Source organism: Paenarthrobacter sp. MSM-2-10-13 (assembly GCF_011605365.1).
GTDB lineage: Bacteria > Actinomycetota > Actinomycetes > Actinomycetales > Micrococcaceae > Arthrobacter.
Genome location: NZ_JAAOXO010000005.1, coordinates 1 through 12,900, shown reverse-complemented (window position 1 = coordinate 12,900; position 12,900 = coordinate 1). Strand labels below are relative to the sequence as shown.

Sequence of the window (12,900 nt, the reverse complement as noted above, 5' to 3'; positions counted from 1 at the left end):
CGTGGGACCGCAGTTGGCTTCGGGCTTAAGAGGTCCGGGCGGGTACCACCTAGGTCGTCCACACCTTCAGTGTAGGGGCGGGGCTTCGAGGATTCACCCGGTATAGACGATCCGCGTGGCGGCCATGGGACGTAAGGATGATCTTGGCGGCCGTGAGACGCTTGGAGAAGGCCCGCGAGAGGGGTTTCACCATGCAGTTTTTCAAGGACATCATGAGTGCCGCGGACTCCGGGTGGGTCTACCCGCTTGGGGCGATCTTTGTTGCGCTCTCGGCCATCTTCCCGCCGATTCCCACGACGTCATTGTTCGTGGCCTTGGGTGCGCTCGCGGCCACGGATAACCTCCCCAACGCGTTCCTGTTGTTCGCAGCCATGCTCGCCGGTGCCGTGGCCGGCGACGTGGGCGCCTACGAACTGGTCCGTCGCCGGGATATGGCCAACTGGAGGATGCTTCAGGGTCCCCGCCCCCAGAAGGCTCTGCACGCCTCCCGGGAACGCTTGGCCAAGCATGCGGCCTCGTGGGTCCTGACGTCCAGGTTCGTGCCCATGGGGCGGCTGACCATGAACGTGGCCAGCGCGATCACCCCGGTCCCACGGGGGAGGTTTGTCCTGTATTCCGTGGTGGCAGGCATCGTGTGGTCCGCATACTCCGTGGGTATTGGTGCCCTCTCCGGGCTCCTGCCCGGGCTTTCCACTGAGTTCGCCGTGGTGATTGCCATAGCGTTCTCATTGCTTCTGGGCCGGGCCATCAGCGCTGGAGTGACCTGGTATCTGCAGTTGGATGACTAACCAAGCCACGCTACTGAAGCGAGGACGTCAACCGCGCCAGGTTATCCAGTGCCTTGTGGCCTACTGGCCGGCGGAGCCAGTCCTCCAGCAGCAACTCCGTGCTGGCCGCGCGGTAGCTGTCCTCGACTGCCCGCATTTGGTCGACTATTGAGCGTCCATGAACCAGTACGGAAACTTCCATGTTGAGGCTGAAGGATCGGACATCCATATTGCTCGAGCCGATCACAGCGACGTCGTAGTCCACGGTGAAGTGCTTGGCATGCAGGACTTGCGGGGCCTTGTACAGGTAAATTCGGACGCCTGCCCGCAGTAGAACCTCGTAGTAGGAACGCTGTGCGTGGTAGACCATGGCTTGGTCGCCCACTTCCGAGACGAAGAGCTCCACGTTGAGGCCACGGGAGGCTGCTGTGATGATGGCCAACTGGATGGCCTCGTCCGGTACGAAGTATGGGCTGGTGATGCTGACGCGGTGCTCGGCCTTGTAGATGAGTGTGGTGTAGAGCTTGAGGTTGTTGTCATTGTCGAAGCTGGGGCCACTGGGAAGGACCTGTGCGTCGATGAGCTCGGGTGCGGAACCAAGGACCACCGGCGAAGTGTCCAACGGCAGCAGTGTCTCGGATTCGCTGTACCAGTCAGTGACGAACACTGCGTCCAGTTCCCGCACCACGGGGCCTTCCAACCGCACCATCAATTCGTGCCATTGGAGGCCCCGCTTGATGTTGCTTTTCTTGTTATAGGACGCATCAATGAGGTTTTGCGAGCCCGTGTATCCCACGCTGCCGTCCACTACCACCAGCTTGCGATGATTGCGCAGATCCGGGCGCTGCCACTGTCCTTTGAAAGGACGCAAGGGGAGCATGGCATGCCATTCGGCGCCCATCCCATCAAAGGCGCTCAGCATGTCCCGATACGTGGGGTCGCGGACCGCTGCCAAATGGTCGAAGAGGACGCGGACCGCAACTCCCCGCCGGCAAGCCCTGGCCATGGCCTCGAAGAACGGCTCAGTTGTGGGGTCCAACGCCAAAATGTAGAACTCCACGTGCACGTACTCCGTGGCGGCGTCGATGTCCGCGATCATGCGGTCGAAGCTTCCTTTGTAGTCCTCCAGCAATTCGGCCCGATTGCCGCCCACCATGGGCAGCGCGCCCAGCCGGAGGTTAAGTTCGACGGCGGAGCGCAGCCAGGCGGGCCAGTCCTCACTGTGGCTCACTGCTGAGAGGCCGGGCGTCCGTGCCAGCATGAGCTCGTTGACGGCGCGCTGCTTATCGCGCCTGGCCTTGGGAAGTTTGCCGCGGCCCACCAGCAGGAATGCCACCATTCCCAAGTAGGGGATGAAGATGATCGCCAGCACCCAGGCAATGGCAGAGGACGGCCGCCTGTTTGCGGAGACCATCACTGCCGCGATTGATCCGAGCACAATGTGGAGCGCCAACAAGATCCAGGCGACAGCATCGGCGTCGTTCAGTAGTCCTTGCATGCCGCGCTACTTGGCGTTCTGCTGCGGTATGACCACCTTTTTGATGATCAGCAGAATAGAGGCCGTGGTGGGGCACGCTATCAGCGCCCCCAGCAGGCCCAGGAGCGTCCCGCCCACCATCGCGCCAATGAGGACCAAGGAGCCTGGGATGCTGATCGCCTTTCCCACTATGCGTGGTGTGAGCACGTAGGCCTCCACTTGCATGTAAGCCAGCATGACGAGGAAGACCACAAGGGCCGTCGAGGGAGAGGTGAAAAGTGACACCACGGTAATGATTGCCGTGCTGATGGCGCTGCCCACCAAAGGTATGAGGGTGATGGGGAACGCCAGGACAGCGAGGACCGCCGCGTACCTGACTCCTGCAACAGACAGGAGAATGAAGGTGAAGATCGCATTGAACAACGCAAGGACGGACATGCCGCTGAGGTATTTACCCACCGAAGCAACAATTGTGTCGGTTATCTCCGCGAATGATTCCCGTCGTGATGCGGGAACCAGGGAGTAAAGGCTGGCTTTCATCATTTCGTGCCCAGCCACAAAATAGAGGGTCAGGACAACAACAAAAATTACGGCGAAGGTGCCATTCACCACGTTGTAGCCCACCTGCACGGCACCCCCGCCAATGGCGAGCCACACATTGGGATCCGCCGCCGAGGTTTCCAGCCACTCCAAGAGCGGGGTCAGCGCTCCTCCTAAGGTTCCGTTAAATTCCAGGAACCATTCCTGTTCACTGACTGCTTCGAAACTGGATGGCAGCAAACTGACCAGCGCTGCGCCTTCCTCCACCAGGATGGGGACGATGAACCGTATCAGCACGGCCACCAGCAGCAGGAAGCCAACCGCCACGGCAAGGACTGCGCCGCCGCGGGAGAATTTCCACCGTTCCAGCCAACGAACCAGGGGATAGAGGCCCAGGGAGATGAACAATGCGGCAAAGATCAAGGTCAGCGAATACCGCAATGTGATGACTGCGGAGCCCAAAGCCAGGGCTACCAGTACACCGAGCGCCGCGATGAGGCCGAAGCGGAACGGTCCGCCTTCCAACAGGGGGAATGCCTTCAATCGCGTCATGCGGTCCCTTTCGGCTGTACGTGAAGAGCAGACCGTAGCCTGGGTCAGGCCAAAGCGATCTCCTTGAGGCGAGCGTACTCGGCTTCGTTAATGTCTCCAGCGGCAAGCAGCGCTTTGGCCGCTTCGATTTGTTGGGTGGGGGAGGGGGCTCCGGCGACGTCGCGGATGTAGTTCTCCGCCTCTTCCACCGATTCCCTGACCCGAATCTCACTACGCAGAGCCATGCCCTTTCCACGCATGATCACGTAGATCAATGCGGAGATGAAAGGAGCCACGAACAGGCATAGGATCCACAATGCTTTTACGCCACCACTCAGGGCTTTATCGCGGAGAAGATCGGAGATGATCTGAAAGAGGAGGATCAAATAGGCAACAAAGAAAAACGCAACAATGATGCTCCACAACGATTCCAAAAAGCTCATGGTGTCTTTCCCATCGTTCGTTCGGCCCGGGGCTGGACCGCCGTCCTCCGGCTGGGGAATCGCTCCCCGGCTGGACCACACCACCATTCTCGATTCGCCAGCACCCCCAGCGCGCGTGCCTTCGGGGGATCGGTATCGAATGGGTAGAAAGATCACCCACTAAGGGTGAGCGGGTTGATGGCGTTGGACGACTGACGGATTGATACGTGCCCGCTGCCGGTCACAAATCCCCCGTAGCGCCGTGGCTGCAGCTCGCATCCGGAGGTCCGCTACGCTGCTCAGAGCCACGCCACTCCGCACGCATAGGGCCACCAATGACGCACTCTTTCGCAGCCGACAACGCCCTCCCGCAGTCGCAGCATTCGCCGGGACCGACGCCCGAAGGCAACGCCGAACGCAGCCCCGAGCGCAGCCCCGAACGCAGCCCCGAGCGCTCCGCGGCCGGCACCGCTCTGGGAGCCTTCGGAATGGTGGCACTCATCGGCGTGATCGCACTCCTCCTCCACATGCTCGCGGAGCATTCTCCGCGAGTGGGTCCCGGTTATGCCGGCTGGGCGCAGGAAACCATCGGTTCCCCTCTGGCCGCAGTGCGCTGGTTCCTCGGTGACATGACCGAGCCGCTGTTCTACAAGTCCGATCTCGGAGCGGTCGGACTGCTCACGGGTGCCGCGTTAGCGTGGTGCGTTGGCCGTCGCGGTGTGAAGTGGGTCGGCACACTTAGCTACGATTCCGGGCTGTGGCCCTGGGTTTTGGCTTCCGCTTCGATGAGTTTGTTGCTGTCCAACCTGGTGTTCGGTTGGGTGCTCGACGACGGGTGGCAGCCAACGTTCGTTCCGTTCGTTTGCGTCGCTCCCGCTATGGTCCTGCTGTACGGGGCTGGTTGGCGGACCTGCATCACCGGAGCGATCCTGGGTGCAGCTACCACCACACCGTTGGCGTTGCTGTTTATCCCCACTGTTTCAGCCCCGCTTGCCCTGCCGGCTGTGGTGGCAAGCGTGCTCGCCATGTCAGTGGGCTCGGTCATCTCATTCCTGATAGCCCGGCGTCTGACGTGGCTTGTCCTGCGGGAGGCTCGGGAGGTTCGCCCTGCCACGCAAGCGGAGCTGCCGCCGTCGAGCCTCAACCGGCGCGTTCCCGCCGACGCCGTTTGGGCTGCGCGGCGGGTCCTCAAGGACTTCACGGAAACTCATTTCTTCGCCAACGAGCTCGCCGGCGCCGGTGTAATCCTTGCTGTGGCCGCGGCATTTGTCCTGAACCCGGGACTGCCGTCGTACGGGACCGGCCTGCTGCCGCACATACTGTTTGCCCAGGCACTGACCTCGGCCATCGGTGTCACGCTGTGGCGGGGCTGGTACCGCGAGGGCGGATGGGCGGCCACCTACGCGTCCGTTGTGTCGGTTGCCCCGGCGGCAGTCCTCGCGTACGGCGGCTCCTGGCAGGGAATGGTGGGTGGTGCCGTGATAGGTGCCATCCTGGCACCGCCTGTAGCCAAGGCGATCTCTGCGCGGCTGCCCACCGGCTTCCATCCCGTCATCGGCAACACGGCCGCCATGGCAATCTCGACGGCGGTCGCCTTGCCCCTGATTGGGCTGCTGCCGTAGTTCGCGTGTCCCCGCCCAAGTGACGTGGGGCCAACCCGGCCGGTGTTTAGCCGCCGACGTGATGAATCGTGAACGCACTCAGGAATCCCACCGCGGCCGTTAGCCCGGTCAGATTATGGTGCTCCTCGAAGGCCTCGGGAATCATGGTGTCCGCGAGCATGGCCAGGATTCCGCCAGCGGCAATGGCCGTGATAAACGCGATCACGCTCTCCGGTGCATTTTCCAAGGCGGTGTATCCCAGCAGGGCAGCAAGCCCGCTGAACACTGCAATGCCGGCCCAGGTGCCAAAGACGTAGGCGGGGCCGCGTCCGGCCTTCTTCATGCCTGCCGTGCTGGAGAGGCCTTCCGGGACGTTGGATATGAAGACGGCGGCGAGCATGGCCGGACTCACTGCTCCGCCGGCGAGAAGGCCAACACCAAGGACCACTGATTCCGGGATGCCGTCAATAAGTGCCCCTACTGCGATGGCCGTGCCGCTTCCCGGGGAATCCTTCTCCGAGGGCTGAGGTCCACCGGAACGTTTCCGATGCTTGGCTCCAGCCCGGGCCAGCAAGACGTTGGAGCCCACAAAGATCACCGCCCCCAAAAGGAAGCCAAAGATGGTGGGGATCAGTCCGCCGCCCTCAACGGCCTCATCCACAAGTTCGAACGACAATGCAGAGATCAGGACGCCGGCGCCGAATGCCATCACCGTGGACACGATTTTGGCCGGCACTTTCCAGATCCACGCTATGCCCGCTCCGAGGACTAAAGCGCCACCGGCAAGTGATCCCCACATCAAGGCCTGCAACCACATTGGCATGAGTCCCACCCTTCCATTGGCCGTTCATGTGCATCAAGAAGTGTTGCACATGGGGTTCGATGGGCTATCCCGACGTGCGTAGATTGCCCGGGGTTCGGCTGGGTTGGGCTGGGCTGGGTTGTATTTGGCTGCGGGAGTCTTGAGGTTTTCCTGAGGAAGTGTTGCGGGTATGCAGGATTTGTTCTTGATCCGGGCCCGGCACAGTAGTTCTTGTCAGCCACACAGGCTGGAAACGAACGGCCGGCCGGTCTCACGGTGGCCTCCCGAAAGGAAACTGATCCCCATGGCCATCAGCCTCAAGACCACCTCCGGCAAGATCCTCGCTTCCGTCGCACTGGTCGGCACCGCAGCCGCCGTCGCCGGCATGGGCACCTACGGCGCGTTCACCTCTTCGACCTCCGCCTCCCAAGCCGTCACCGCAGGAACGGTCACCATCGCCCTGGGCGCACCCGGTCCGGCCAACACCCTCAACGTCCCGGTCGCTGGACTGCTGCCCGGTGACAAGGTCGAAAAACTCGTCACCCTGGCCAACACCGGCAACTCGGACCTGAACAACGTCACCCTCACCACCAACGCCGGCACCACCGCATCCCTGCTCACCACGGACGTGACCAACGGCCTGCAGCTGACCATCGAAAACTGCTCCGTGGCCTGGACCGGCGCCGCAGCCCCGTACAACTGCACCGGGACCAAGACCACCGTCCTGGCCTCCGGCCCGGTCATCGCAGCGAACAAGGTCCTGAACAACCTCACCTCGCTGACCTCGGCCAAGACCGACAACCTCAAAGTCACCACCGCGTTCCCCACCACCGCGAACAACGACTTCCAAGGCGCCACCTCCACCATCGCCTTCGCCTTCACCGGCACCCAACGCACCGAAACCACCAAGTAAACAACACCACCGGCCCCGCCGGGTCTGATCGGTTCCTTTCCCCCAGCCCGATCAGGCCCGGCGAGTATCCCGTCAAGCACAGCCGCTTCACCAGAACGGAGAATCACCACCAGCCCCGCCGGGCCTGGTCGGGCGCCCCCCCTGCCCGATCAGGTCCGCCGGTATTGACGCACCCGGTTCTGCTGTTGGGCAGCGTTTCTGCTGGAGAGCGGTTCTCCTGTGGGTCACCGGTTTCGCTGTTCAACACGGTGAGCGCGCCTTACCCCCCACGAACTTCAACCCCCACCACGGAAGGAACGCCACGTCATGAGCATTATCACCAGCATCAAAGAACCCGCACTCCACGGCCGGCGTTCCGCCGGGGAGGCTAGTGCCGCCGTCGGAATTTCAGCTGATGCGGCCACCCCAACTGTTGCCGCCGCAGCTGCCGTCACAACTGCGGCCCCTACAACTGCTGCCAGGGCCGCTGGCACTGCTGGCCGGTTTCGTCGGATTGCCGGCAAAGTGGTCAAGGGCATCGGCGTGGGCATGCTGATCCTAGGCGCGTTGGTGTTCCTGTTCCTGGCGATCGGGCCACGGATCCTGGGTTACCAAACCTCCACCATGCTCACCGGTTCCATGGCCCCGCTGATCAACCCGGGCGACGTCGTGGTCACCGTCCCCACCCCCACCACCGACGTCAAAGTAGGCGACATCATCACCTACCACATCCCCGTCGAAGACCAGCGCGTGGAAACCCACCGCATCACCGAGATCACCACCACCGCCGACGGCGGAATCGCAGTCCAGACCAAAGGCGACGCCAACAACGGCCTCGACCCCTGGATCGCCACCCTCCAAGGCAACACCGTGGACAAGCACGTAGCCACCATCCCCTACGTTGGCAACGCCATCCGGGCCCTGCGCGAACCCATCGTCATGAACACCCTCATGTACGGCGCACCCGCCATCCTCGTCATCGGAATGCTGGCCTCCATCTGGACCAAAGACCCGGACAACACAGCCCCGCAAGGCACCGCGAAGCCCCAGGCGGCAAACGGTGAGTGAGGACCAGGGCCCCGCAACGGAGGCCACCACCTTGGAACCGTGCCGCCTTCAAGAGTTGGCTGACGAGCTGGGAGATCCATCACCGGCGCTCGGTTTTCTCTCCAATTACCTGTCCATGCTGCCGGACCGGGTGCTGAGCATCTCCAACGGCTTATGCGGGCACAACGCTGAAGCGAGTATGGACGCCATCCTGAGCCTGAAGATTTCCTCGGCCATGGTGGGAGCCATGGAGACGGAGGATCAGTGCCAGGTCATTGAACGGATGATCCGGGAAGACCACTTCGACTCCGCAATCCGGGCATTCCCGGCCCTTCAGAAGTCCACGGACCGCTGCTTTGCCGAGGGTCCGCAGCTGCTGGGGAAAGCACGGGAGTCCCTCTGCACCACGCCCCGGACTTCTCTCTAGTGCGAAGCGCTCACCTGGTGTTCAGCACTCACCGGTCGTTCAGCACTCACCTGGTGTTCAGCGCTCTGCCGGCACGCTGGTGTCGGCCGTTGTGACCTGGTGCGGCACGAGGAACAGCGCGGCTACGGCCAACAGCCCGGCGGCGGCGAAAACGTAGAAGCCTGCAGGGTAAGCGATGTTTGCGGCAACCAAAGTCCCCGTCACCGCCGGCCCGACGATTGCGCCGAGCCTGCCCACCCCTGCTGCGAAGCCCAGCGCCGTACCACGAAGGCGGGGAGGGAAGAGTTGGCTGACCCAGGCGTACACCAGTACCTGGGAGCTGAAGACGAAGACCCCCGTGACGAATACGGCTGCGTTGAGCAGGAACTCGTTCTGGATTTTGACGCTCAGGATCGCCAGCAACACTGCGGACAAACCGAACCACATCAGCACGATCTTTTTGGTCCCGTGTTTGTCGGCCAGGATTCCGGCGAGGAAGAGACCAGCGACGGCGCCGAGGTTGAGGACCAGCAGCAGTGTAAGGCCCGTGCTAACCGGGTAACCTGCGGCTGCCATCAGCTGTGGCAGCCACGTGTTCAGGCCGTAGACCGGCAGCAACCCCATGAACGAGGCGATGCCGATACCCAAGGCAACCATCGGATACGGCTTCTGCAGGAGGTCGCGGAAACCTGTCTTCGGCTTGGCGCTGGTTGAATGTCCGCTGGTTGAACGCCCGACGGCGGTTGTTGCGTTTGCGGGTTGGCTCGTCTTGAGTTCGCTGGCCTGCGTCGGAGCCGTTGTGGCCGGGGTGCCTGCAGCAGGGGCTGCTTCAGGGAGAGACTCCGGGAGTTTCGCCCACAGGAAGGGCAGAAGGGCGAGACCCGCAAAGCCGCCGATGATGAACATGAGCCGCCAGTTCGGAACGATGAAAATTGCCAGAAGCGCCGTTGCTACAGCGCCAACGTGGTAACCGGTCATGGTCCGGGTAGTGGACTTGCCAGCCGATCCGGCAGGGGCGTAGTCGTTGATGTACGCCAAAGCCGCAGGGAGGCACGCGCCCAAGCCGAGTCCGGCCAGCATACGAAGCAGGGAGAAGACGGCGACATTCGGGGCGAAGGCAACTCCGACGGTGAACAGCGAGAAGCTTGCTACGCAGGCGATCAGGAGTTTACGGCGTCCGAATTTGTCCGAAAGCGGCGCGATGAAGAGGGCGCCGAGGCCCACACCTACCAATGAAATGGTGGCGGCGAAGGTAGCCCCGAACGCGTCAAAGCCCAACTCGCCGGTCTTGATGAGTGTTGGGATGACGGTACCCAGGACAACGAGGTCGAAGCCGTCCAACACCATGGCCAGCCAGCAAAGCCAGACGGGCCATTGAGAGCGGCGGGCAGATGACATCGTTGGCATAGCGTCCTCGGTACTTCGCAGATAGGTCGACCCACCGCAGAACGGTCGGTCGGTCGGTTAAGAGAGTTGTATCACCGCTCGGTGTTGCCTGGCACACGTTCTACCATTGAACGGAAGGGAGCCAGCAGGGCATTCGCCCAGGCCGTGTCCCGGAGCACCGCAATCAGCAGACTGATGAGCGCCCTCATGAGGCGGCGGCCGGAAGCAAAGGAGCAGAGCATGGCAAACTCGGCGTCAGGCGATTCAGTGGTAGACCGCGTGGTGCGGGTCATAGAGGCCTTCCCGGAAGGAACCACCTTGCTGCAGCTAAGCGAGTTGGCTGACCGATCTGGACTTCCGTTGTCATCAGCCCACCGACTGGTCCGGCAACTCTCCGAACATGGACTCTTGGACCTCGGCGCGGGCGGTACTGTTCGCTTGGGTCTGCGTTTATGGGAACTCGTCAACCGCAATTCACCCACCCTGGCTCTCAGGCAGGCTGCCATGCCGTTCATGGAAGATATACAGCAAGTCCTCAACCAGAATGTGAATCTGGCGGTGCTTGACGGGTGGGAGGCACTATTTGTGGAGCGGCTTTCGCGTCGGGGATCAGTGACCAACCGGGCGCGGATCGCCGGGCGGATGCCCGTCCACATTTCCTCGGCCGGTCTGGCCCTGATGTCGAACCAATCGCGCGAATTGCAGACGGAGTACCTCCGGCAATTCGCAGATCCCAGCGCAAAGGTAACTGCCGGCGTCGTGCGTCAACTTCTAGCCGAAGCGGCGCAGCAGGGGTACGCGCAATTGGCTGGTGTGGTGGATCCCGATACGTTGGGGATTGCCGTGCCGGTGATCAACAGCAAGCGTCGCACCGTGGCGGCGCTCGGAGTGGTTGTGCCGCTGGCGGAAATGCGACTTCAGGCGCTGGTGCCCGCGCTCCAAACGGCTGCCCGGGGGATAGGACGTCAACTCGGCGACTAGAGTCCAACTTCCGTTCAACGGAATTGTTGTAACGCCAATCACTCCTCGCGGGCCACACTAAATGCAAGATTCATCCCGCTTCACGGCAAGCAGGGATCCGCAACGAAGCGAGGAAACCATGGCACGTACACCGATTACCACCCAAGTGGCCATCATGGGTGCAGGCCCAGCCGGCCTGATGCTCTCCCACCTGCTGGCCAAGCAGGGCATCGAATCTGTGGTGGTGGAAATCCGCAGCCGCAAGGAAATTCAGGAAACGGTTCGTGCAGGCATCCTTGAGCACGGAACAGTGAACCTGCTGGTGGATTCCGGCGTCTCGGACCGGGTATTGCGCGAGGGCGACCGACACGACGGAATCGAACTGCGGTTCAACGGTGAGAGTCACCGCATCAACTTCAAAGAGCTCGTGGGTGAATCCGTGTGGCTGTACCCGCAGACAGACGTGTTCGCGGACCTTGCCGCAAAGCGGGCGGCCGACGGCGGCGACGTCCGGTACAGCGTCACGGACACCACCGTGCACGACCTCGAAGGCAAGCCAAAGGTCTGGTTCACCGACTCCGACGGACAGGAGTTCGAAATCCAGGCCGACTTCCTGGTGGGTGCCGACGGGTCGCGCAGCCACTGCCGCTTCCAGATCCCCGAAGCCAACCGCAAGTGGTACTTCCACGAGTACCCGTTCGCGTGGTTCGGAATCCTCGCTGAGGCCCCGCGCAGCGCCGACGAACTCATCTACGCGAACTCCGAGAACGGGTTCGCCCTGATCAGCCAGCGCACCGAAACCGTTCAACGCATGTACTTTCAGTGCGACCCCAAAGAGAACGTGGCCGACTGGGACGACGAACGGATCTGGTCCGAGTTCCGCAAGCGCGTCAACGGCAACGGCTTTGAACTCAAAGAGGGGCCCGTTCTGGAAAAGATGCTTTTGCCTTTCCGCAGCTTTGTTCACACACCCATGCGGCACGGAAACCTCTTCCTCGCCGGCGATGCAGCGCACACAGTGCCGCCCACTGGCGCCAAAGGCCTGAACCTGGCAATCCACGACGTCAAGGTGCTCTTCGAAGGGCTGGACTCCTTCTACTCCAACGGCTCCACCGCGCTGCTCGATTCCTATAGCGACCGCGCCCTGGACCGCGTATGGAAGGCCCAGCACTTCTCTTACTGGATGACGTCCATGCTCCACACCGTGCCAGGTGCCGACGATTTCGACCGCGCCCGCCAGCTTGGTGAGCTTCACTCCGTGGTCACATCCGAGCATGCCAAGGCGTACCTCGCGGAGTCGTACACGGGCTGGCCAACCTCGCGGTAGCGCTTTTTTTGGGGGCTGTTGGGCGCTGTCGTTGCTGCGCTGGTTGCTGGTTGCTGGTTGCTAGAGAACGAATTTCACGTGTCCGCCGAAGTATGGGTCCTGGGCCACGGGCCTTGGACCCTAGGCCCTGAAACACGGGCGCGGTTCGTAGGAGGTCCTGTGCGGTCATGATCAGGTCACGGTTCGCGTGCGGAGCGCCGGTCCCGGGTTGCAGGTCGAAAGCAGCGAAGGCGCTGCAGTGATCGGAACTCACAGGCCACAGATAGCCAGTAGGGAGTGCTGGGCAGGCAGCTGCACGGGCGGTCCAAGCGCCACCATGAGCGTTGAGCACACGTTCCTGTATCGCTCTTTGCCCATCGCGCCCTGCCGCTCCTCGGGTTCTGCCGCCCTCGGGTTCTGCCGTCCCCTCGGGTCAGGCCCCGCGCACCGTTTTCAGGCGATCCCGTTCAGGCAGTCCCATTGAGCCTATTCAGACAGACCCGCGTGGGGTTGTTGTGGGTTGGGTTTATGTTCGTTGGGGTGTGTGGTGGTGGTTGCGTCGGGGTTTTTGGTGGGGGTCGATGTGGGGTGGGGGGATGAACCAGGGGGCGCCGGTTGTCATGTCGATGCGCCATTGTTCTTTGTGGATGATGTGGTGGTGGTGGCTGCAGAGCAGGGTGCCGTTGTCTGTGCCTGTGGTGCCGCCGTGGGACCAGTAGGTGGTGTGGTGGGCTTCGCACCAGGGTGCGGGCATGGTGCAGTC

Annotated in this window: 13 protein-coding genes; 7 read left to right on the top strand and 6 right to left on the bottom strand. The window is 62.4% G+C overall.

Features of this window, described 5'->3' with window-relative positions:
• The first annotated feature begins 152 nt into the window (after positions 1-152).
• A complete protein-coding gene (locus HAV21_RS12005) occupies positions 153-788 on the top strand; it encodes a VTT domain-containing protein (protein ID WP_238703306.1) in 636 nt (211 codons plus the stop codon).
• Positions 789-798: 10 nt separating this feature from the next.
• On the opposite strand, the gene cls is transcribed toward HAV21_RS12005, so the two are convergent.
• From cls to HAV21_RS11990, 3 genes are read right to left on the bottom strand one after another with little or no spacing between them, the layout of a single operon-like run.
• Positions 799-2,265 carry a cardiolipin synthase gene (cls, locus tag HAV21_RS12000; protein WP_166841873.1) on the bottom strand — a complete coding sequence of 489 codons (1,467 nt, stop codon included), beginning with the start codon at positions 2,263-2,265 and terminating at the stop codon, positions 799-801.
• Between the two features lie 6 nt (positions 2,266-2,271).
• Positions 2,272-3,336, bottom strand: coding sequence for an AI-2E family transporter (locus tag HAV21_RS11995; RefSeq protein ID WP_166841872.1), 1,065 nt, complete (start codon positions 3,334-3,336; stop codon positions 2,272-2,274).
• Between the two features lie 44 nt (positions 3,337-3,380).
• Positions 3,381-3,758, bottom strand: a complete 378-nt coding sequence (locus HAV21_RS11990; RefSeq protein ID WP_142937484.1) for a PLDc N-terminal domain-containing protein — start codon at positions 3,756-3,758, stop codon at positions 3,381-3,383.
• A gap of 314 nt (positions 3,759-4,072) precedes the next feature.
• On the opposite strand from HAV21_RS11990, the gene HAV21_RS11985 reads away from it, so the two are divergent.
• The gene (locus tag HAV21_RS11985) at positions 4,073-5,359 is read left to right on the top strand and encodes a hypothetical protein (protein WP_166841871.1); all 1,287 of its coding nucleotides are present in this window, start codon (positions 4,073-4,075) and stop codon (positions 5,357-5,359) included.
• Positions 5,360-5,405: 46 nt separating this feature from the next.
• Here HAV21_RS11985 and HAV21_RS11980 read toward each other — a convergent pair whose 3' ends face one another.
• Positions 5,406-6,161: a ZIP family zinc transporter gene (locus HAV21_RS11980; RefSeq protein ID WP_166841870.1), complete on the bottom strand. Its 756-nt coding sequence runs from the start codon at positions 6,159-6,161 to the stop codon at positions 5,406-5,408.
• Between the two features lie 283 nt (positions 6,162-6,444).
• Here HAV21_RS11980 and HAV21_RS11975 point away from each other — a divergent pair, with 283 nt between their 5' ends.
• From HAV21_RS11975 to HAV21_RS11965, 3 genes are all read left to right on the top strand, one after another.
• Positions 6,445-7,053, top strand: coding sequence for a TasA family protein (locus tag HAV21_RS11975; RefSeq protein WP_142936802.1), 609 nt, complete (start codon positions 6,445-6,447; stop codon positions 7,051-7,053).
• 306 nt (positions 7,054-7,359) lie between these two features.
• The gene (locus HAV21_RS11970) at positions 7,360-8,100 is read left to right on the top strand and encodes a signal peptidase I (protein ID WP_166841869.1); all 741 of its coding nucleotides are present in this window, start codon (positions 7,360-7,362) and stop codon (positions 8,098-8,100) included.
• A complete protein-coding gene (locus tag HAV21_RS11965) occupies positions 8,093-8,506 on the top strand; it encodes an Hpt domain-containing protein (RefSeq protein ID WP_166841868.1) in 414 nt (137 codons plus the stop codon). The genes HAV21_RS11970 and HAV21_RS11965 overlap by 8 nt, the downstream gene beginning before the upstream one ends.
• Positions 8,507-8,563: 57 nt before the next feature.
• Here HAV21_RS11965 and HAV21_RS11960 read toward each other — a convergent pair whose 3' ends face one another.
• The gene (locus tag HAV21_RS11960) at positions 8,564-9,883 is read right to left on the bottom strand and encodes an aromatic acid/H+ symport family MFS transporter (RefSeq protein ID WP_243753278.1); all 1,320 of its coding nucleotides are present in this window, start codon (positions 9,881-9,883) and stop codon (positions 8,564-8,566) included.
• 228 nt (positions 9,884-10,111) lie between these two features.
• Between HAV21_RS11960 and HAV21_RS11955 the strand changes: the two genes are divergently transcribed.
• A complete protein-coding gene (locus tag HAV21_RS11955; protein ID WP_166841866.1) occupies positions 10,112-10,852 on the top strand; it encodes an IclR family transcriptional regulator in 741 nt (246 codons plus the stop codon).
• Between the two features lie 118 nt (positions 10,853-10,970).
• The gene (locus HAV21_RS11950) at positions 10,971-12,158 is read left to right on the top strand and encodes a 4-hydroxybenzoate 3-monooxygenase (RefSeq protein ID WP_166841865.1); all 1,188 of its coding nucleotides are present in this window, start codon (positions 10,971-10,973) and stop codon (positions 12,156-12,158) included.
• A gap of 505 nt (positions 12,159-12,663) precedes the next feature.
• Here HAV21_RS11950 and HAV21_RS11945 read toward each other — a convergent pair.
• A partial coding sequence (locus HAV21_RS11945; protein WP_347877646.1) for an HNH endonuclease occupies positions 12,664-12,900 on the bottom strand: 237 nt, incomplete at its 5' end.